Source organism: Flavobacterium sp. LC2016-23, assembly GCF_009674775.1.
GTDB lineage: Bacteria > Bacteroidota > Bacteroidia > Flavobacteriales > Flavobacteriaceae > Flavobacterium.
The window spans coordinates 159,920-182,076 of record NZ_WKKE01000005.1; the positions used below are offsets into that span (position 1 = coordinate 159,920).

Annotated in this window: 12 protein-coding genes and 1 pseudogene; 6 read left to right on the forward strand and 7 right to left on the reverse strand. The window is 35.1% G+C overall.

Annotated features, from left to right (window positions below; all coding sequences use genetic code 11):
* Positions 1 to 55: 55 nt before the first annotated feature.
* From GJU43_RS05985 to rlmB, 3 genes are all read left to right on the forward strand, one after another.
* Complete coding sequence (locus GJU43_RS05985; protein WP_154339880.1) at positions 56 to 3,301, forward strand: SusC/RagA family TonB-linked outer membrane protein; 3,246 nt, start codon at positions 56 to 58, stop codon at positions 3,299 to 3,301.
* An 11-nt stretch (positions 3,302 to 3,312) separates the two neighbouring features.
* Positions 3,313 to 4,755, forward strand: coding sequence for a SusD/RagB family nutrient-binding outer membrane lipoprotein (locus GJU43_RS05990; RefSeq protein WP_154339881.1), 1,443 nt, complete (start codon positions 3,313 to 3,315; stop codon positions 4,753 to 4,755).
* Between the two features lie 85 nt (positions 4,756 to 4,840).
* A complete protein-coding gene (gene rlmB, locus GJU43_RS05995; protein WP_127338527.1) occupies positions 4,841 to 5,575 on the forward strand; it encodes a 23S rRNA (guanosine(2251)-2'-O)-methyltransferase RlmB in 735 nt (244 codons plus the stop codon).
* Between the two features lie 220 nt (positions 5,576 to 5,795).
* On the opposite strand, the gene GJU43_RS06000 is transcribed toward rlmB, so the two are convergent.
* A complete protein-coding gene (locus GJU43_RS06000; protein WP_154339882.1) occupies positions 5,796 to 6,563 on the reverse strand; it encodes a rhomboid family intramembrane serine protease in 768 nt (255 codons plus the stop codon).
* Between the two features lie 232 nt (positions 6,564 to 6,795).
* On the opposite strand from GJU43_RS06000, the gene GJU43_RS06005 reads away from it, so the two are divergent.
* Positions 6,796 to 8,073 carry a replication-associated recombination protein A gene (locus tag GJU43_RS06005; protein ID WP_154339883.1) on the forward strand — a complete coding sequence of 426 codons (1,278 nt, stop codon included), beginning with the start codon at positions 6,796 to 6,798 and terminating at the stop codon, positions 8,071 to 8,073.
* A 16-nt stretch (positions 8,074 to 8,089) separates the two neighbouring features.
* Here GJU43_RS06005 and GJU43_RS06010 read toward each other — a convergent pair whose 3' ends face one another.
* From GJU43_RS06010 to radC, 3 genes are read right to left on the reverse strand one after another with little or no spacing between them, the layout of a single operon-like run.
* Positions 8,090 to 8,836 carry a hypothetical protein gene (locus GJU43_RS06010; protein WP_154339884.1) on the reverse strand — a complete coding sequence of 249 codons (747 nt, stop codon included), beginning with the start codon at positions 8,834 to 8,836 and terminating at the stop codon, positions 8,090 to 8,092.
* 2 nt (positions 8,837 to 8,838) lie between these two features.
* On the reverse strand, positions 8,839 to 9,525 hold the full coding sequence (locus GJU43_RS06015) for a YjjG family noncanonical pyrimidine nucleotidase (protein WP_154339885.1): 687 nt from the start codon (positions 9,523 to 9,525) through the stop codon (positions 8,839 to 8,841).
* Between the two features lie 3 nt (positions 9,526 to 9,528).
* Positions 9,529 to 10,218, reverse strand: coding sequence for a DNA repair protein RadC (radC, locus tag GJU43_RS06020; protein ID WP_154339886.1), 690 nt, complete (start codon positions 10,216 to 10,218; stop codon positions 9,529 to 9,531).
* A gap of 113 nt (positions 10,219 to 10,331) precedes the next feature.
* On the opposite strand from radC, the gene GJU43_RS06025 reads away from it, so the two are divergent.
* Positions 10,332 to 10,958 (forward strand): DUF1287 domain-containing protein, encoded by a 627-nt coding sequence (locus GJU43_RS06025; RefSeq protein ID WP_154339887.1) that lies wholly within the window; start codon positions 10,332 to 10,334, stop codon positions 10,956 to 10,958.
* Between the two features lie 119 nt (positions 10,959 to 11,077).
* Here the strand turns inward: GJU43_RS06025 and murC are convergent, their stop codons facing one another.
* Entirely contained in the window at positions 11,078 to 12,433 is a 1,356-nt protein-coding gene (gene murC / locus GJU43_RS06030; protein WP_154339888.1) for a UDP-N-acetylmuramate--L-alanine ligase, read from the reverse strand.
* Positions 12,434 to 12,501: 68 nt separating this feature from the next.
* On the reverse strand, positions 12,502 to 13,188 hold the full coding sequence (locus GJU43_RS06035) for a lipopolysaccharide assembly protein LapB (protein ID WP_154339889.1): 687 nt from the start codon (positions 13,186 to 13,188) through the stop codon (positions 12,502 to 12,504).
* Between the two features lie 130 nt (positions 13,189 to 13,318).
* On the opposite strand from GJU43_RS06035, the gene GJU43_RS06040 reads away from it, so the two are divergent.
* Entirely contained in the window at positions 13,319 to 19,690 is a 6,372-nt protein-coding gene (locus GJU43_RS06040; RefSeq protein ID WP_154339890.1) for an alpha-2-macroglobulin, read from the forward strand.
* 159 nt (positions 19,691 to 19,849) lie between these two features.
* On the opposite strand, the pseudogene GJU43_RS06045 reads toward GJU43_RS06040, so the two are convergent.
* Positions 19,850 to 21,994 (reverse strand): annotated as a pseudogene (locus GJU43_RS06045) (S46 family peptidase).
* Positions 21,995 to 22,157 lie beyond the last annotated feature (163 nt).

Sequence of the window (22,157 nt, forward strand, 5' to 3'; positions counted from 1 at the left end):
AGGAAAGTTAACAAATTATTAAGAGTTTTGCGATACTAATTCAAAATATTTAAAAATGAAACTAAAGTTCAATGGATTCTTAGTGCTTTTATTAGTGCTAGTGGCGCAACTAACTTTCGCGCAAGAAAGATCTGTTTCAGGGATGGTTTCTGACAATACAGGTATGCCTTTGCCAGGTGTAAGTGTATTGATCAAAGGAACAAAAACTGGAACGCAAACTGATTTTGATGGTAAATTCTCTATCAAAGCATCAACAAGCCAAATTTTGGTATTTAGCTACATTGGGATGAAATCTCAGGAAGTAGCCGCAAGTTCATCACAAATCAATGTAAAATTAGGTGCTGACACAAATGAACTTGAAGCAGTTGTTGTAACAACAGCTTTAGGTATTAAAAGAGAAAGAAAATCTCTAGGTTACTCTGCTCAATCAGTATCAGCAGAACAAGTAGGAACAGTTCCAACAGGAAACTTCGTAAATAACTTATCTGGAAAAGTTGCTGGTCTTAACGTAACTAATGGAACTAACTTTGGAGGATCTACTAACGTAGTTCTTAGAGGTTTTAAATCTATTTTAGGTGATAACCAGGCTTTATTTGTTGTAGATGGTGTGCCTATCTTGAACAATAACGTGAATAGTGCCGATCAAAAAAGCGGTAGAGGTGGTTACGATTATGGTAATGCTGCTTCTGACATCAACCCAAATAACATTGCTGAGATCAACGTATTAAAAGGCGCTGCTGCAACAGCTCTTTACGGATCAAGAGCACAAAATGGAGCGATCATTATTACAACTAAAAAAGGAAAATCAAAAACTGACTTATCTGTAGAATTTTCATCTTCTTACACTATGTCTACAGTTGACAAAAAGACTTTCCCTGAATACCAAAAAGAATACGGTCAAGGATACTTTGGACAAAGATTCTCAACTTACTTAGGACAGCCAAGAGCTAGAACTGGTGATGATGCCTCTTACGGGCCTAAATATGATGGTTCTTTAGTTTACCAATATGATTCATTCATTCCTGGTTCTGCTACTTTTGGACAAAGAACTCCATGGGTTGCTGCTAAAAATGATCCTATCGAATTTTTTGAAACCGCTACATCTACTATTAATAACATCGCGTTAACTGGTGGTACAGAAAAAGCAACTTACAGATTAACGTACGCGAACACAAATAGTACCGATATCTTACCAAATGCTTTATTAAGTAAGAATAACTTTAACGCATCTGCAACTTACAAATTTAACGATAAATTAAGTTCAACATTTAATGCAACTTATGTAGGGCAAAACACTCGTAACAGAAATACAACAGGTTACGGTGGAAATAACATGGCAGGTTTCAGACAGTGGTGGGCGAACAACGTTGACATAAATGATCAGAAGAAGTTCTACGAAATGGGTAGTCAAAACTTTAGCTGGAACCAAACAAATGCTACTACTATAGCACCTGCTTACTGGGACAACCCTTATTTTACCAGATACCAAAATTACAACAACGACAGCAGACAAAGATTTGCTGCAAATGCAAGTATAACTTATGACGTATCTAAAGAGTTCAGTTTAACCGGAAGAATGGGTACTGATGGATTTACCATGAAAACTGAGGACAGAATAGCTGTAGGTTCAGTACCAGCAACATTAGGTTCTAACTCAAATTTACAAAACTTGCCTGCACAACCTTCAGGTTATGCTTTAGATCTTTACAATTTTAGCGAGCAAAATTATGATTTCTTAGCTACATACAAAAAAGACTTAACGGAAGATTTAAATCTTAATGTACTTTTAGGAACTAACTACAACGTACAAAACAGATTCAGCAATCAACAAATGACTTCAGGAGGATTATATATTCCTGGTTTATACACCATTTCTAACTCTGCATCTACTCCGGCTTTACCTAGAATCATAGATACAAGAAAAGAAGTACTTGGTTTATTTGGACAAGCAACATTAGGTTATAAAGGAACATACTACTTAGAAGGTTCTGTAAGAAGAGATCAATCATCAGCTTTACCTGAAGACAATAACGCATATTGGTACTCTGCAGTATCAGGAAGTGTTGTTTTCTCAAACTGGTTAAAAGATGTTGAATTCATCAGTTTTGGTAAATTGAGAGCAGCTTACGCGCAAGTAGGTTCTGATACAGATCCTAACCAATTACAAGATCAATATACTCCAAGAAATGCATTCGGATCTCCAGTGTACTCATTCAACACTACTGCGAAAAATCCAAACTTAAAACCACAACAGTTAGACAACGTTGAGTTAGGTTTGAACATGCAATTTGCAAAAAACAGATTTGGATTTGATGTTGCTTGGTTCCAAAACAAAGCGTACGATCAAATTTTACCATTACCTGTATCAAATGCGACTGGAGTAGCATTCAACACTCTTAATGCTGGTACATTAACAACAAAAGGATTTGAGGTTACACTTAATGCTACACCTTTTAAAACAGCAAACTTTACTTGGGATATTAATGTAAACTGGTCTAACCCAAATACTAAAGTTACAGAATTGGCACCTGGTATTGAGAACATCAACATTAACTCACTTCAGGGTGGTGTTAGTATCAATGCTCCTCTTAATCAGGATTACGGTCAAATTTGGGGAACAACATATGTACTTGATGCTTCCGGAAACAGAATCATTGGAGACAACGGTGCTTACGTAGTTTCTACTACTACTGACAACAAACTTGGAACATACCAAGCTGACTGGACAGGTGGTATCAACAACAAATTCACTTACAAAAACGTTTCTTTCAGTTTCTTAATTGATGTGAAAAAAGGAGGAAGTGTTTTCTCATTGGATCAATACTACGGATACGGAACAGGTATTTATGCTAATTCAGTTGGAAACAATGATTTAGGATTCCCAATAAGAAACACATTAGCTAATAATGGTGGTGAAATTCTAAAAGGTGTTATGGCAAATCCTGCTTACACTCCAGGAGGAACTCAACCACAATACATCACAAATACTACAAGATTAGACAGATCGCAATCTAGCCAGGTTTTAGGTACAGATCCTCCTGCAGCTGCATTTGTTTACGATGCCGGATTTGTAAAATTAAGAGAAGTTGTATTGACATATAATCTTCCATCAAGCATATTAGGAGAGTCTATAAAAGGAGCTTCATTTAGCTTAATAGGTAACAATCTTTGGATCATTGACAAAAGTTTACCATATTCTGATCCAGAAGCTGGATTGTCTTCAGGTAACACATCAGGATACCAATCTGGACCTATGCCGACAACAAGAAATATTTCTTTTAATGTCAAAGTTAATTTTTAAAAAAAAATAAAATGAAAAAAATCATAGCAATACTAGCAGTAGGCCTGTCAATGACAGCTTGTGTTAGTGAGGATACAAACTTAGATCCAAACAGTGCGTATACCACTGTGCCGGGATCGCTGATAAATTATGCAGAAAAGGAATTAAGTGATTACGTAAATACACCAAGTGTAAACGAAAATAACTTTAGACTTACGATGCAATATTGGCAAGAAACAACGTATGTTAACGAAAGTAATTATGACTTTACGAACAGAAACGTTTCTAATCAGATTTTTTCAGATAATTATACCAATGTTATAAACAATCTGGTTAAAGCTAAAAATATAATCAATGCTTATTCACCAACTGCAACTGAAGCAGCAAATTGGACAAAGAACAAAAAGAATCAATTAGCAATAATTGATATTCTTCAAGTTTACACGTACCAAATGCTAGTTGACACTTTTGGAAATATTCCTTATACTCAATCTGCAGATATTTTAGCTTTCCCATTACCAGCATATGATGATGCAGCTACAATCTACACAGACTTGATTGCAAGAATTAATGCTGACATTGCTAACTTAGATACCACGGCTGCTGGTTTTGGATCTTTTGATGTTGGTGACAATTATTATAAAGGTGATATTTCAAAGTGGCGTACAATGGCTAACTCTTTAAAATTAAAACTTGCAATCGGAATTGCAGATTCTAATCCAACTTTAGCACAAACTACTGCAACTTCAGCTATTGCTGCCGGAGTAATGACATCTGCAGCAGATAATTGCCAATTAGTATATTTTGCTGACTCTCCAAATTACAATCCTTTGTATGAGAACTTAGCTGCTAGTGGAAGAAATGACTATATAGCAGGTAAAACATTAGTTGATTACATGAATGCTAAGAATGACCCAAGGATCAGTAAATATTATACAGATGTTAATGGAGCATACATCGGTCAAACAATTGGTGAAGGTGGAGAATTTGCAGATTTCTCAAATATTGGAGAATTTGCTTATACACCAACAACCCCTGGTATTATCCTGAACTATACTGAGGTTGCTTTCTATGTTGCTGAAGCTAACGCCCGTTGGAACACTGCTGCTGCTGCAACAGCTTACAATACAGCTGTTACCGCTTCTATCGTAGAATGGGGTGGAACACCGACAGAAGCAGCAACTTATCTTGCAGCTAACCCATATGATGCAGTTAATTGGAAAAAATCAATTGGAGAGCAAGCCTGGGTAGCGATGTTTAATCAAGGTATCACTTCCTGGAATTTCTGGAGAAGATTAGACTTCCCTGTTTTATTAGCTCCTGCTACAGCTATTACTAATGCTGGTGGTAAAGTTCCGGTAAGAATGGCTTACCCTGTGAAAGAACAACAAGTAAATAACTCAAACTGGAAAGCTGCATCTACAGCTATCGGTGGAGATTTACTAACAACAAAATTATTCTGGGATAAATTCTAATTTATTCTCAAATAAACATATTAAAACCACTCTGTTCATTCAGAGTGGTTTTTTTTTATATCAACATTATGCCTATATTTGCCCCATGGAAAAAGAACATCAAATATTTGGAATTAGAGCCATTATAGAAGCAATTCAGGCAGGTAAGGAAGTAGACAAAGTATTCATCCAAAAGGAAATTTCAGGTGAATTAATGAAAGATTTAATGAAGGTGATGAAACGCGCCAACATCAATTTCTCTTATGTCCCTGTAGAAAAGCTAAACAGATTAACACCCAATAATCATCAGGGTGCTGTAGCAACAATTTCACCTATTGGTTTTATTGACTTAGAACACCTTGTAGAATCTACCATTGAATCCGGTGCAAAACCCTTGTTTCTAATATTGGATCAAATCTCGGATGCAAGAAATTTTGGTGCTATTATCCGTACTGCCGAATGTACCGGTGTAAACGGAATTATTGTTCAAAAAGCCGGATCTGCCCCTGTAAACGGAGATACTGTAAAAACATCAGCAGGTGCTGTTTTTAATGTTCCAATCTGTAAAGTGGAGCATATAAAAGATGCTATATTCTATCTTCAGGGATCAGGAATTAAAACTGTTGCTGCAACTGAAAAAACTGAGCACAATATTTATGATTTATCATTAAATGAACCTGTGGCCATTATTATGGGATCTGAAGACCGTGGAATAAACCCTTCGGTACTTAAAATTGTAGATGAAAAAGCAAAACTTCCAATGTTTGGAACAATAGGTTCTTTAAATGTATCGGTGGCCTGTGGTGCTTTTTTATACGAAGCTGTCCGCCAAAGAAGTTAACAATCAAAATCTCCAGATTGGTATCGGATCATTTTAAATAAAATAAAATGCTTCATTACTCAACCTTAAAGTGATTACAACAAAAAATATTCAGTATCCATAACAGTCTTTTGTAAAACTGTTATGGATTTTTTTTATGAAGCCTGAAAGCGAATTTTAAATCAATCTTCTTACTTTGTACTTACTATCGGTAATGAAAGTTCCGTTCAGCCTATTCAAGCTATTCATTTTTATCTAGCTCTTCACTTTTTCTAATTGTGTAATTCACTAAAACATTTGAATTAAAATAAGTCATTAAATCCTCTGCTTCCTCTTCCTGAACTTCCGTATTGACAAAATTACCCTCTGCATCAAAATGCTTCATAAAAGGATCGGCTTCCGGATTAAAATCTGGTTTTTGCCACTCGTAAACAATCGGCTTCGCATAATCAGGAGTTTTATAAAAAAGGGTAAGCGCAAAACCCGTTACAAAACCAGCCAGATGTCCTTCCCAGGAAATTGTATTATCAACATCCGGAAAAACATACCAAATCATCCCGCCATAAAGTAAAACGACAGAAAAAGACAACGCAACTAATCTGTAATATCTGGTCTGTATTCCTTTAAAAAAGATAAAACTTACCAATACATAAATTAATCCACTTGCTCCAATATGATAATTTTCCCTGCCGATGATCCAGGTAATCAAGCCCGAGAATAAAATTCCATAACCAAGAACCGCATAAACCTGTTTTGGATAAAAAAACTGCATCGCAGCCAACAATACTAACAGAGGAATAGAGTTATTATACAAATGACCCAGATTTTCATGAATAAACGGGCTGAATAAAACGCCTTGTAAACCTGAAAAATCCCGGGGATAAATTCCGTTTTGGTAAAAATCAAAATCGAAACGAATTTGAAACCAATACACTATCCAAAGAAAAAGCACAAAAAATACCGGAAGTCCGATAACAGCATTTGAAAACTTAAAATGATCGTCATTCATAATTCCAATAATAGGTTCAAAAGTTAATTATCAAAAAACTATCCAAATATAATTTACTGATAATTTGTCAGCTAACCGAAAATATCCTTAGATACGCTTTTTAGCCCTGATTGTCCCGAGACTTCGGGAAGTATCCTTTTTCTGGCTTCTTTAGCCGGAAAAAGATATAGCAAACAGCAGGAATTAGCTCCTTAAAATAACAAAATTAAATTGAAAACAGTAATTTTACAAAATGGAAGCACCGTTAGCAGAGCGTATTCGCCCACAAAAATTAGAAGATTATATTAGTCAGCAGCATTTGGTTGGCCCAAACGGTTCGTTGACACAACAAATATCAAAAGGCATTATACCTTCTCTGATCTTTTGGGGGCCGCCGGGAACCGGAAAAACGACATTAGCGCAGATTATTGCACAGGAATCAAAACGTCCTTTTTATATTTTGAGTGCCATAAATTCCGGAGTAAAAGATATTCGCGATGTCATTGAAAAAGCAAAACAAAGTGGCGGTTTATTTACTGCCAGAAACCCGATTTTGTTTATTGACGAGATTCACCGATTTAGTAAGTCGCAACAGGATTCTCTTTTGGCTGCTGTAGAGAAAGGATGGATCACATTAATTGGAGCTACCACGGAAAATCCAAGTTTTGAAGTCATACCCGCCTTACTTTCCCGCTGTCAGGTTTATATACTGAATGCTTTCAGCAAAAACGATCTCGAAGCCCTTTTACAGCGTGCGATGAAAACCGATACTGAATTGGCTTCAAAAAATATAGTACTGAAAGAAACAGAGGCTTTATTAAGACTTTCTGGCGGAGATGGCAGAAAATTGCTTAATATCTTTGAATTAGTGGTGAATGCATCTCCGGAAGGAGAAATTGTTATTACCAATGACCGTGTATTTGAACTGGTACAGCAAAATACAGTTTTGTACGATAAAACCGGAGAGCAGCATTACGATATTGTTTCTGCCTTTATAAAATCAATCCGGGGAAGTGATCCCAATGGAGCTGTTTATTGGCTGGCCAGAATGATTGAAGGCGGCGAGGATGTAAAATTTATTGCCCGAAGAATGCTGATTTTATCAAGCGAAGACATTGGAAATGCTAATCCTACCGCTTTTATTATGGCCAATAATACCTTTCAGGCTGTATCGACAATTGGTTATCCTGAAAGCCGGATTATATTAAGTCAGTGCGCTATTTATTTGGCTACTTCGCCCAAAAGTAACGCTTCGTATATGGCCATAGGAAATGCACAGCAATTGGTCAAACAAACGGGTGATTTGCCGGTTCCGATTCATTTGAGAAATGCTCCTACTAAATTGATGAAAGAACTCGGTTATGGTGAAGATTACAAGTATTCTCACGATTATGCCAATAATTTTGCAGAACAGGAATTTTTACCGGATGCTATAAAAGAAACGGTTCTTTACAATCCGGGAAGCAATTCAAGAGAGAACAGCAACCGCGAATTTTTAAAGAACCGCTGGAAAGACAAATATGGTTACTAAAACCTTATTTTATATTTTAGAATTTAACGGATACTTTTTCAGATACCATTTTATCATTTTGGTAATATTCAAAGAACCACTGATTATCTTTAGCATTTAAAGTTCCCTGAATGCCATCTTTAATTGCTATAAACGAATCGGCACGAGACGTTTTAAGTAATTTCATTACTACTTTTGGCGTTTTATCAATTAATTGATATCCTGTTTCAGTAGGCTGTGCATAAAGTAAATTCGGATCTGAAACATCTGCAACCGGAGCAGCAACAACTGTATTAGTTACAACAGGAAGTGATGCACCAGCGTTAGACACTTTAACCGCAGATGTTGCTGCAACAGCATTTCCACTGTATTTATAATGTAAGGCATTTACAGACACGAATGCCTGTTCAAGAGCTTCTCTGTAAGCAATCTCATAATCTTTCTCCTTACTTTTTCCAATTTCAGAAGTATAAACTATTTTTCCGTAGCAATCTTTTAACTGAACAAAAAGCTTTGTCACCAGGAAACCATTTTCTTTTTTTACATCAACGTATAAAAGCTGACAACGATCACTAAATTCGGCAGGAATTTCTTCATTGACATAAAATGCTTTAAAACCGGCCTTTACTAAATTTGATTTAGTACTCGTGGCTAATCTGTACTGATTATCGGTCTTAAGAAATTCATATTTTAACGGAATAATTACAGCTTTGTAATCGTTAACAGATTGTGAAAATCCAATAACTGAAACTAAAAGTGCAATCAATAAAAATTTAATTCTCATAATTATAAATATTTTTTAAGTTCTAATAAATGATTTATTTGTTTAATGTTTTCAGGTGCTTCAATTTTCTTATCATTAAAGAAGATCGCATCTAAACCGGCATTCAATGCCCCATTTACATCTGCATCTAGGCAGTCTCCAATCATAATTGAATTTTCCTTTGCAGCCTGAGCCAGATTCAATGCATAATCAAAGATAATACTATTTGGCTTTTTTACACCCGCCAGCTCTGAATTTGTTATGGTAACAAAATAATCCGATAGTTGTGCATTCCTGATTTTTTTATCCTGAACACCGGCAAAGCCGTTAGTAATGATATGTAATCTGTATTTTGGCTTCAAATATTCCAGAACTTCAATAGCGCCATCAAAAAGATAATTATTCTCTGTTAAAAGTTCAATATAATCGTTTGCAATGGCATCAATATCGCGATCCGAAATCTCGTGATTTAGAGCGTCAAAGGAGAATTTCAGCCGGTTATAACGCAACTCCTTATGGGTAATTTTATCATGTTGGTATAATTTCCAGCACGCCTGATTGATGGGCATGTACTTCTCTATAAAATCAGCTGTGATTATGTGCGGGTAATTAGCTTTAAAAATGCGATCGAAAGCCATCGCTGAATTTTTATCAAAATCCCAAAGTGTGTGGTCTAAATCGAAAAAGATATCGGTAATAGTAGTACTCATATATTAAAAAATTCCTTCATCTACAAAACTATAATATTTTGTTTCAGTAATAATCAAATGGTCTAAAACTTTAACATCTAAGCTATCCCCTGCCCATTTTAATTTCTTTGTAATTTTTATATCGGCATCACTTGGCTTTAATGCTCCTGAAGGGTGATTGTGACACAAAATCAAGCCTGTAGCATTAATTTCTAAAGCCAATTTAAAAACCAAACGCACATCGACAATTGTACCTGATATCCCTCCTTTACTTAATTGGGATTTAGAAATCACTTTATTCGAATTATTCAGAAAAAGCACCCAAAATTCTTCATGTGGCAATTCGCCAATTATGGGCTGCATAATGTCAAAAACCATTTTACTGGATGTAATTTTAGTTAATTCCAGAGTATCTTCAGCTCTTCTGCGACGCCCCAGTTCTAAGGCTGCTATAATCATTATTGCTTTGGCCTGCCCAATTCCTTTGAAATTCATCAATTCTGAAACAGACATCTTACCAAGTGTATTCAGACTATCGGCCCCAGCCAAAATTCTTTTGCTCAAACTAACAGCTGATTCGTTTCTGCTCCCTGAACCAATCAAAATCGCAATTAACTCAGCGTTACTTAAAACACTTTTACCTTTTGACATTAATTTTTCACGCGGTTTGTCTTCGTCTGACCATTTTGTAATAGGAAAATATTGGGCCTCCATTGGTACTAAATTAAATAATATCTTATTCTGCTAAACTAATAAAAAAATAAGAAAATTCATTCATTAAAATATAAATTGTTATTTTTATTATCCTTAATTTTAAAACAAAAAAGATGAAACAGATTTATATTCTTTTGTTCGTGCTCTTATCATATTCCTGCCAGCAGAAAGAAAAAGAACAAACTGCATCTCTCCCAACTAGCGCAACCACAAAAACATTTGAAGAAAGATTATCTGATGCTGCCATATCTGTAATCGACCCGACAATAGATTATGATCCAGCTTATTTTTCAATAGCCTATCCTAACGGTGATGTTCCTAAGAACAAAGGTGTGTGTACAGATGTCATCATTCGCTCGTACAGAAAATTAGGTATTGATTTACAAAAAGAAGTCCATGAAGATATGGTTACCTATTTTACTGAATATCCCAATCTGGAAAAATGGGGAATGACAAAAACTGACACCAACATCGATCACAGAAGAGTGCCCAATTTAGAAGTTTTCTTTGAAAGAAAAGGCGAAAAACTTACTGTAAGCCAAGATCCTGCCACTTATAAAACAGGAGAAATAGTAACCTGGATGATCAACGGAAAGCTTCCTCACATCGGGATCGTTACCAACAAAAAATCAAAAGACGGAAAACGAAATCTCATTGTGCATAACATTGGCGGAGGCCAGGTTCTGGAAGATTGTTTATTTGAATATGAAATTACAGGACACTACCGTTATTGGAAATAAAATTCCAAACTTGAAATTCCAAACTTGAAATTCCAAATCCCAATAAAAATTTAAAATAAAAAAAAGCCAATCACAAAACTGCAATTGGCCATTATCTCATTTTCAAATTATCTAATTCTCTAATTAATAAGACCTTTTACCTCATCAAAATTTAATCCTCCGTAATTTCCTGAACTCATTAAAAGCAAAGCGGAATTTTCGAGATTTAAATTAAATAGATACTCCTTGAATTCAACAGGATTTGTATAAATAATCAGGTCTTTTCTATTAAAGGACGTTGCAATTTGGTCATAAGTAACTTCTTCAAGTTGTTTGATTTTTACGGCATCCGGTGAGTAGAATACTACCGCAACATCAGCATATTCCAAAGCGCCTTCATATTCCTTTAAGAACTCCGCATTTAAGCTGCTGTAGGTATGCAATTCTAGACAAGCGACTAAGGTTCTATTCGGATATTGTTCTTTTACGGCTTTGGTCGTTGCAGCTACTTTACTTGGTGAATGTGCAAAATCTTTGTAGGCTACTTTCCCTTGTCCTTCTGCAATTTTCTCCAGGCGTTTGGAAGCTCCTTTAAAACTTGCTATTGCTTCATAGAAATCAGCTTCGTCAACTCCCATGTTCTGACAGATCCATTTGGCTCCGGCTAAGTTGTTTAAGTTATGGGCTCCGAAAACTTCGATCGGCATGTCCCCTTCCGGCGTTTTTAAAAGCGTAACACCATCATTAACGGTATATTCCGGTGTGTGATACGCTAACTTACGAATTGGATTAGTTGCCGCCTCTGAAACGCGTTTTACTTCAGGATCATTTTCATTGTAGACCAAAATACCGCCGTTTGTAATTTTTCCAATGAAAATTTCGAATTGCTCTACGTAATTTTCATAGGTGGGGAAAACATTAATATGATCCCAGGCAATTCCTGAAATCAGGGCAATATTGGGCTGATACAAATGAAATTTCGGGCGTCTGTCAATCGGGGAAGATAAATATTCATCACCTTCCAAAACGACAAAATCGTTCTCTTCTGTCAGATGTACCATAGTATCAAAGCCTTCCAATTGCGCTCCAACCATATAATCTACTGCTATATTGTGGTAATGCATAACGTGCAAAATCATCGAAGTAATTGTCGTTTTCCCATGGGAACCTCCAATAACAACACGCGTTTTGTTTTTGGATTGTTCGTACAAAAACTCCGGATACGAATATATTTTCAAACCTAAATCCTGTGCTTTCAGCAATTCCGGGTTATCGGCTTTTGCATGCATCCCTAAAATTATGGCATCGATATCGGAAGTTATTTTTTCGGGAAACCAGCCTAATTCGGCAGGAAGAATTCCTTTTTTTTCCAATCTTGATTTTGAAGGTTCAAAAATAGCATCGTCACTTCCTGTAACCTGATATCCTTTGTTATGCAATGCTAATGCCAGATTGTGCATCGCACTTCCGCCAATGGCGATGAAATGTGTTTTCATTTAAAATTCCAATTTTTAAGTTCCAAATTTCAATAATTACCTGAAATTTAGTTGTTGAGATTTGATTATTATGACTCAAACTTTTGTTTCAATTCCCTGGCTTTTTTAGGGTCTTTTAATTTGTTCAAATATAAATTATATAATTTTTGAAATGTTGTTTTTGATTTACCAATTTCATTCGCTTTGATATAATTTTTTTCTGCGGATGTAAATCTTTTAAAATACTCATCGATTCTCCCCTTTGACATATATCCATCTACCACTGACAAAACTGCAAGTTCATTTGAATAGGAAATCGCTTTAGACTCGCTTCCTCCCAGAATTCCTGGTAATTGCAAATACAATTCTATAAGCGCCCATCTGGCCGGAATATGTTTAGGATTTAAAAGAATGGCTTTTTCAAAAGCTTCTTTCATATCCTCTACCATTCCAAAAGCCTTAAATTTATTTACCTCCATTGCCCTCATAGCCAAGGCTCCTCCGTATTTATAAAAATACTCTGCTTCTGTTGGCTTAAGCTCTTTCAGCTTTTTAAAATATTCTCCCGCTTTTAACCACGATTTATGATACGCAGCAATTTCCCCCAGATATTCAATCGTTTTTATATCGGACGGCCTTGTTTTCAAAATGGCTTCAAAAAGCAATTGTGCCTCATCGTATTTTTTGACATGAAACAACTTCTCCGCTTTTTCAAAATTAGATTGTGACCATATTAGTAATGGCATAAACAATAAGACGAATAGTAGTTGTTTCATATTTCAAAAATAGCGAAATATAACATCAGTAATTTGCATTTAAAGATAAATTAGTAATTTGTACGAAAATTATTTGAAGATCATCCCAACCTTTTCTTTACAATTGTCCTCTATAGATTAAAACTATCTTATGAAAAATATATTATTTGCATTCTTATTGTTTTCTACAGCATTGTTTGCCCAACAAACTGAAAAAAAATGGAATAAAGTCATAGCCTTTGAAAACGAAGGAAAAATAAAATCAGCCAATAAGATTGTTGAAAAAATATACAAAAAAGCAATCTCAGATAAAGACGAAGTGCAAATGATAAAATGTTTTTTTTATCAATCTAAATATTTGCAGGTTGTTGATGAAAATGCCAAAACCAAAATTTTAAATAATTTAAAAACAGATATTAATCGTGTTTCAGTTCCTTCAAAGGCTATTTTGAACCTTGTATATGCAAAATGTTTACAAAATTATTCTGACTACTACGAACCTTATGCTGTTGTAGATAGTGCGGCAGCAGTAGTTGATGATGATGCTGCAGTAATAGATTCGGCTGCTGCAACTATAGACACTTCTGAAGTGGAAGGAATTTCCAAAACAAACGATTTTAAGATTGAATTTACTCCTGAAAATGAGATAATCGCTCTTTTCGCAAAAACATTAGAAAACGAAAACATTTTAAAAGCTACTCCTTTAACAAATTACAAGTCCGTATTTGAATTTTTAACTTTAGAAAAACTAAAAAGCGAAAGTCTATTTGATTATTTACTCAAAGAAAATATCACGTTTTTCACTCAAAAGATAAGAGAATGGCAAATTGAAAAAAGCATTTTTCTAACTCATAAAGAGCAGCTACTAGCAGATTCTGTTGCTTTTATAAAACTGAATTTAGATTTTATAAAAGATGAAAACGTAAAAAAAGTGCTGTCTTTATATCAAAAACAGGAAGCGAATCATCCTACTTTAGAAAATCAGTTTGAGCGGGCACAATTTTGCAATACTTACCTTTTAGAATCAGACGATGACTTTATGAAGTATTTAAATGAACTTCAGAGCAAAGCTAAGGATGAGATGTTATCTCAGAAAATAAAATTAGAAATAGCCAACATACTTGTAAAACAAGCGTCAAAAGAAACATATCCAAAGAACAATATTGAGGCTGTTGCAATATTTGATGAAATTATAAAAATTAATAACCAATCAAATGCCTCTAAATCGGCTTTAGCTCAAAAACAAGAACTTCTTTCAAAAACATTATCCGTCAAGCTTCAAAAATACACGTACAATAATGAAAATACACGAGCTCTGATTGAATACAAAAATGTTAACCATTTAACCATATCGTTCTTCAAAATTCCTCAAAAAAAAGTACAAGAATTTCATAAAGACCCTGAATTCTTAGATAGTTTAGCTCCTGTCATCATTAAAAAACAAAGTAAGATTGCCTATCAAAGATATGAGTTTCAAAATAAGGAAGATTACTTTGAGTACAGTACAGAAGTTCTTTTACCCCACTTAGAAACAGGAAATTATTTGGTTTATTTTGAAAGTGACTCCGATTCAAAAGACGGAAAAGCATATGATTTTGAAATCATTACTGTTTCAAACATCACTGTCCTTGCGAACCAAAAAAACGATACGGAAAATTATCAGGTTTTAGATCGAAAAACAGGAAAGCCTATAGAAAATGCAACCATTAAATCAGCAAGCTTTACGCTTAAAACAGATTCAAAAGGACTAGCCTCTTATAAAAAAGTCAATACTAATTATAATTATGAAACTATCGAAATTTCAACAGTAAATGATAGTATTTTAATTGATAAGGATTACATACGATATAGTAATGAATATAAAGAATCTGAAAATAACAAAACAAACGCTAAAGTTGAATTTTACTTGGATCGTGCTATTTACCGTCCGGGACAAACCGTTTACTATAAAGGAATTGCAATTCAAAAAACTAAAAACAAAACAAGCATCATTGCAAATACTACGTTTAAGCTTATTGCAAACGACGCGAACTATCAACTAATTAAAGAAATTGAAGTAACCACGAATGAATTTGGTTCATTTTCCGGCGAGTTTATTTTACCAAAAAGCGGTCTGACGGGACAATATAGCCTTAGTGCATCCAGGCCGGAAGACCATAAGAAAAATGATGCTTATTTTAAAAATCAAGTCCAGTCTCAATTTTGGGAAAGTGCAAATTTTGAAAATTCCCGCATTTCTTTCAATGTTGAAGAATACAAACGTCCTAAATTTGAAGTAAAATTTGATCCTAAAAAAGAAAGTTTTCAAGTTAATGAGGCCATTAAAGTAAAAGGAAATGCCAAAGCATTTGCAGGAAGTAACATTTCAGATGCAAAAGTAACCTACACAGTTACCCGATATACGAGCTACTTTCGAAATTATTACGGAAATGAAGAAAACGAGGTTTTAACCTTTGGCGAAACTAAAACAGATGCTTCAGGAAAATTTAGCATAGATTTTACGGCATTACCTTCAAAAAACAGTAAAAAAGAGCAACTACCAGTCTTTAATTATAAAATATCTGCAACGATTACAGACCTTAATGGCGAGACACATTCAGCAGAAACTACTATAAAAGTTGGTTTTCATGATTTGATTATTAATGCGAGCTTGCCAAATGAAATTGAAACCAAAGACAAGAACGAAATCGACTTATCGAGTACAAATTTAAACGGAGAATTCTTAGCAGCAAAAGGCGAAATCAAACTCTATTTCGTAAAACCTTTATCAAATAAATTTAAAAATCGTATTTGGGAAAAACCGGACATTCAAACGATCACGCCGGCAGATTTTGAAAAATTATTTCCTTATGAAATATCTGAAAGCGAAACTAAAGATGTACCAAATGAAATTCTTTTATACTCTAAAAAAACAGATACTCAAAAAGACAAAAAAATAGTATTGGATTTTATAGCAAATTATAAATCCGGCACATATAAAATTGTTTTTTCTGCCAAAGACAGCTTTAATAATCCTATTGAATCTGTTTCAAACTTTAAACTCATTCAAAGCAAAGACAAATTCAATCCGAGCAAATTATTTACGGTACAACAAATCAATGAAAACCCTAAAAAAGATGGTTATGTCCTTGTCAAATTATCTTCTGTTATTCCTGAACTTTATATTACCGCGAATGGAAATTACGATAGTAAAATATATTTTGAAGACACTTTCCATTTACAAAACAATGAAGCTACAATCAAAATTCCGTTGAAAAATGAATTTGAAAAAAGCATTAAATTAGGTTTCGAAAGTGTCTTTGAGAATGATACTTTTACTCAGGAAATCATTGTAATTCTTAAAAATGAAGAAACAAAATTAGAGTGGACAGTTGAAAGTTTCAGGAATAAAATACAACCCGGAAGCATTGAAAACTGGTCGTTCAAATTAAGTGCAGCCAATACACAAGCCGAAGCTGAAGTTTTAGCTTCTATGTATGACAGCTCCTTAGATCAGTTTTCCGAGAAGGAATGGGAAACCTTACAATTTAACCGATACAATTACAACGGAACTAATTTCAGAGAAAGGTTAGGCTTTGACATTACTTACACTTCATTACAAAATTTAAATACAGTTTTGCCCCTTACAGCTTTTCGTAATGAAGAAACACGATTAAAATGGTTTGGATTTGACATTAATAGTAGCCGATACGGCGATTCACTTGGCCTGACTATAGTGGAGCTTAAAGATAAAAAGATCGGCAGTGAAACTATTAAAGGTGATGCTGACGCTGCTTTAACTGTCGATGAACCTGTTGGAGCCGCAGCTCCCATTATCCTTTCTGACTCAGGATCACCTGCTCCTACAGTAGATCAGGTACGATTTATGAAACCTGTTTTTATGAAGGCTGGAGATTCTGTAAACAATCCAAAATATTACTTTCATACTAATAAAATCAAGTTTATTCCCGGAAAAAAAATAATAAGAGGCTTGACATCTCTGGTTATAAATCAATTGACCTTATATGTAATTGACGGAGAAATTTCAACTGAGGATATCGCGAGTAACTTAAATCCAAATGAAATTCTATCTATGGATATTTTAAGCTCAGACAAAGCAACAGCCCTCTACGGAAGCAAAGGCGCCAACGGAGTTATAATTATCACGACCAAAAAAGCCCTGGAAGAACTTACTCAGGTAAAAGCCAGAAAAAATCTGTCTGAAACCGCTTTCTTTTTACCGAATTTAAAAACAGATGCTAAGGGAAAAGTCCGTTTCAACTTTACTTCTCCGGAAGCTTTAACCGCCTGGAAACTTCGTTTACTGGCACACAATAAAGATGCGGTTTCAGGTTATTTAGAGAAAAGCGTGGTGACTCAAAAGGAGTTGATGGTTTTACCAAATTTCCCGCGTTTCTTCAGAGAGAAAGACATTATTGTAATTTCTGCTAAAATCTCAAATATTACAGATAAAGCGAAAACCGGAATTGCGATTTTACAGTTTTTTGATGCCGTAACCATGCAGCCCATTGACGCTAAAATGCTGAACGTAAAAAATGTTAGAAATTTCAATGTTGCTGCTTTCGGAAATACTACGGCAAATTGGACGATTTCAATCCCTGAAGGTTTGCAGGGCGTTCAATATAAAATTTTGGCCAAATCCGGTACTTTTTCCGATGGAGAAGAGAATATTCTCCCGGTTTTGACCAACAACATGCTGGTGACAGAAAGTATTCCGATTTGGGTTCGTGAGAATTCTAAAAAGGAATACACATTTGAGAATCTTAAAAACAATAATTCAAACACCTTACGAAATCATCAATTTACGTTAGAATATACTTCAAACCCTTCCTGGATTGCCATTCAGTCTTTACCTTATTTAATGGAATATGAGCACGAATGTGCCGAGCAGACTTTTGCCCGTTTTTATGCGAATGCGCTGGCTACGGAAATTATCTCCGGGAATCCAAAGATTGCGACTGTTTTTGAAGATTGGAGAAAAAATGGAAAACTGAATTCGAAATTAGAAGAAAATGAAGAATTAAAATCGATTATTCTCGCCGAAACACCCTGGCTAAATGACGCACAAAGTGAAGATGAAAAGAAAAAGAATCTCGCACTTTTATTCGATTTGGAGAAAATGAAAACTTCGCAGGAAACGACTTTCGATAAATTAAAACGAAAACAGAAAGCTTCAGGAGGGTTTTCCTGGTTTGATGGCGGTGATGAAAGTGAATATATTACGAGACATATTTTAGCCGGTTTAGGTCATTTATCTAAATTGAATAAAACGAAAGAAAATGATACTAAAATTGATGCTATTGCCAAAACAGCAATTCCCTTTCTCGACAATAAATTTCTGGACTATTATAAAACCCAGACTAAAAACGTAAAAGGCACAAGCAAGCTGATTTGGATTAATCCTTATTCGGATTTGCATTACTTATATACCAGAAGTTTTTATCTGGATCAATATCCCCTTTCCGATACTTTAAAAAAAGCAACTCAACTGTATCTTGAAACGGCTAAAAAAGACTGGTTAAACTATTCACTGTACGAGAAAGGATTAGCTGCTTTAACTTTAAATCGTTTTGGAGAAAGTGAATCTGCTAAAAAAATCATGGAAAGCCTAAAAGAAACAGCATCTGACAATGAAGATTGGGGAATGTACTGGATCGCCAATAAGGCAGGTTGGTACTGGTATCAGGCACCCATAGAAACTCAGGCCTTATTGATTGAAGCCTTCGCTGAAGTAACTAAAGACACCAAATCGGTTGATGCGATGAAAGTCTGGTTACTAAAAAACAAACAGACTAAAAACTGGCCCACAACAAAAGCAACTACCGAAGCCATTTACGCTTTATTGATGCAGGGAACCGACTGGCTTTCTGTAAAAGACAATACGGTTATCAAAATTGGAGACGAAAAGATCCTGACCAAAAAATTAGCCGAAAACGAAAAAGAAGCTGAAACGGGTTATATAAAACTCAATTGGAAAAAAGAGGAAGTTAAAAAAGAAATGGCTTCTATCACCATCGAAAACAAATCGAAAGTTCCGGGCTTTGGCGGTGTGTACTGGCAATACTTCGAAGATTTGGATAAGATCAAAAGCAATTCCGGAGCTGTATTATCAGTTTCGAAAGAATTATATCTAAAGAAAAACTCCCTTAAAGGCGATCAGTTAGAAAAAATCACAAGCAAAAATGCTTTAAAAACAGGAGATTTAGTGACCGTAAGATTAGTAATTACGTCAAAAGAAGATATGGAATTTGTACATCTAAAAGATATGAGAGCTTCGTGTTTTGAACCTGTAGATGTTCTTTCGGAATACCGATACAAAGACCGGCTTGGATATTATATCAGTACAAAAGATGCTGCGACGCATTTCTTCTTTGACCAGATCAATAAAGGGACTTATGTTTTAGAATACGAAATCACGGTAAATAACAGCGGAGAATTTTCAAATGGAATTACCTCTATTGAAAGTATGTATGCCCCTGAATTTGCAAGTCATACAAAAGGAATTCGGGTAAAAGTGAATTAACAACACGGATTAAAATTCCAAAAATAAATTCCAAATTCCAAAATAAGCATTGTAGATTTTTATGTCAGGCTGAGCGAAATCGAAGCCCATTTTAAACACAAAAAACCCGACAGCTTTTAAAAAATATCTGTCGGGTTTACTTTTATAATAAAATTGAGATTATTTAATAATCGTCATTTCGTCAATAATGTTTTTAGCTCCTGCATATTTGTCGATAATCCAAAGTACATAACGAATGTCTACGTTAATTGTTCTTTGCAATTTAGGATCAAAAATAACATCTCCGGCCATTGCTTCAATATTTCCGTCAAAAGCGATACCAATTAATTCTCCTTTTCCGTTAAGAACCGGTGACCCTGAGTTTCCTCCCGTGATATCATTATCGGTAAGAAAGTTTACAGGCATGTATCCGGCTTTATCCGCATACTGACCGTAGTCTTTTGCTTTGTTTAATTCTAATAAACGTGCCGGTAAATCAAATTCCTGATCTCCTGCTTTATACTTTTTCACCATACTTTCCATGGTTGTATAATTGTTGATTTTTGCATCATTACGTTTGTCTTCCGGCAAAGCACGAACTTTTCCGTACGTCAGCCTCAAAGTTGAATTGGCATCCGGATACTGAATCGCATTTAATTTTGATTCTCTCAAACCTTCTACTAATTCACGATAAGCAATTGCGAAACCGTCATCCGATTTCATTTGATCTTCTGATTTAAAACGGTATTTTGTCAACAGATCGTTAGAAATAATATACAAAGGATCGTGTACAATCGCTAATGGTTTCGGATCGGCCATAAATGCCAGTACTTTTTCTTTCGTTGTAAAATAACTTACCTCAGTTGCTTTTGCCACATCTGTAGTAAAATCACCGTTATTAAGGGATTTCATTTTAGCTATTTGTGTCGCTAAGCCATATTCAGTTCCTTTAGCAGCGTATAAATTCAATTGTGCCGTCAATAGATCTTTTTCAAGAGGTGCATAAAATTCACCATACATATTATCGATCATTGCGGTAATCTTAGGCAGCATTTCGGCCTTTTTGGCATCATTCTCATTGTAATAGGCAATCAGGGCATTTCCTAAATTTGCTGTTCCGCTTGCATAAGCTGAAGTACGTAAAAGCTGCATTAGGTAATTGTCGTGAGTTGCCTTTACATTGGTTGATCTGTAATACTCATTGATAGTTGGAATTACATTTTCATATTTTTCTTTGTTAGCCGGCTTAGTGGCCCACTCATAGAATTTATCTTCCTGTTCCGCTTTGGTAGCTGCTGTTCCGGCTTTAGTCAAAGCATCAATCATACCCTGACGGTTTTTCCAGTAATTGGCTGTTGAAGCATATTTTGAAGCGTACTGTAAACGAACAGTAGCATCTTTATCCATATACTTTTTCATTTGGTCCATTCCGGTTTTAGCACCTTCCACCCATGCAGGATAAGCAAATTTTACATTTTGCTCGATTCCGCCGGCTGGCATCCAGCGGTTTGTTCTTCCCGGATACCCTAAAATCATGGCGAAGTCATTTTCTTTAACTCCTTTAATGCTTATTGGCAAATAATGTTTCGGCTGTAAAGGCACATTTTCTTTGGAATAAGCAGCAGGATTACCGGATTTATCAGCATACACCCTGAACATAGAGAAATCTCCTGTTTGACGCGGCCATTCCCAGTTGTCTGTATCCCCACCAAATTTACCTACACTTTCAGGAGGCGTACCTACTAAACGTACATCGGTATAATCCTGATAAACGAAATAATAATATTCATTTCCCTGAAAGAAAGGACGAACTGAAACGGTATATTTTCCGCCTTCGTTGTTTTCCTTTTCAATCAAAGCGATTTCCTGCTGAATGATTTTGTTTCTTTCCGTTTCTGTCATTGTATCATTTACTTTAGACAAAATTCTTTTTGAAACATCGTCCATACGCACAAAGAAACGAACGTACAAAGATTTTGGTTTCATTTCCGCGCTTCTTTCTTTTGCCCAGAAACCGTCTTTCAGGTAATTCTGTTCCGCTGTCGAAAGCTCTGCAATAGCGTTGTAACCACAATGGTGATTTGTTAAAACCAAACCGTCTTTGGAAACGATTTCCGCTGTACATCCTCCGTTGAATTGTACAACTGCATCTTTAAGACTGTGATGGTTAATACTGTAAATCTCTTCGGCTGTTAATTGCAGTCCCATTTTTTACATATCCCTATGGTTCAGTCTTTCGATAAACATCAGAAACCACATTCCTTCATCTGCTCTTACAGGAAAAGCCATCAGGCACATGGTTAAGAATAAAATTATTTTTTTCATGTTATTTTGTTTAAGTAATGCGAATATAAGTCATTTTCGCAATTCTGTAATCTTAGAAGTTCTTAAAATTATATATCTTAAGCTATTGTTGGTCGTTTTTTACGAATATAATATTCCCGAAAACAAAAAAGGTGCCCTTTTTACGAGGACACCTTTTCTTACA

Bases quoted from the DNA above. Each gene is read 5' to 3' on its own strand.
- GJU43_RS05985 (WP_154339880.1), top strand. From the start codon at position 56: ATGAAACTAAAGTTCAATGGATTCTTAGTGCTTTTATTAGTGCTAGTG.
- GJU43_RS05990 (WP_154339881.1), top strand. From the start codon at position 3,313: ATGAAAAAAATCATAGCAATACTAGCAGTAGGCCTGTCAATGACAGCT.
- rlmB (WP_127338527.1), top strand. From the start codon at position 4,841: ATGGAAAAAGAACATCAAATATTTGGAATTAGAGCCATTATAGAAGCA.
- GJU43_RS06000 (WP_154339882.1), bottom strand. From the start codon at position 6,563: ATGAATGACGATCATTTTAAGTTTTCAAATGCTGTTATCGGACTTCCG.
- GJU43_RS06005 (WP_154339883.1), top strand. From the start codon at position 6,796: ATGGAAGCACCGTTAGCAGAGCGTATTCGCCCACAAAAATTAGAAGAT.
- GJU43_RS06010 (WP_154339884.1), bottom strand. From the start codon at position 8,836: ATGAGAATTAAATTTTTATTGATTGCACTTTTAGTTTCAGTTATTGGA.
- GJU43_RS06015 (WP_154339885.1), bottom strand. From the start codon at position 9,525: ATGAGTACTACTATTACCGATATCTTTTTCGATTTAGACCACACACTT.
- radC (WP_154339886.1), bottom strand. From the start codon at position 10,218: ATGGAGGCCCAATATTTTCCTATTACAAAATGGTCAGACGAAGACAAA.
- GJU43_RS06025 (WP_154339887.1), top strand. From the start codon at position 10,332: ATGAAACAGATTTATATTCTTTTGTTCGTGCTCTTATCATATTCCTGC.
- murC (WP_154339888.1), bottom strand. From the start codon at position 12,433: ATGAAAACACATTTCATCGCCATTGGCGGAAGTGCGATGCACAATCTG.
- GJU43_RS06035 (WP_154339889.1), bottom strand. From the start codon at position 13,188: ATGAAACAACTACTATTCGTCTTATTGTTTATGCCATTACTAATATGG.
- GJU43_RS06040 (WP_154339890.1), top strand. From the start codon at position 13,319: ATGAAAAATATATTATTTGCATTCTTATTGTTTTCTACAGCATTGTTT.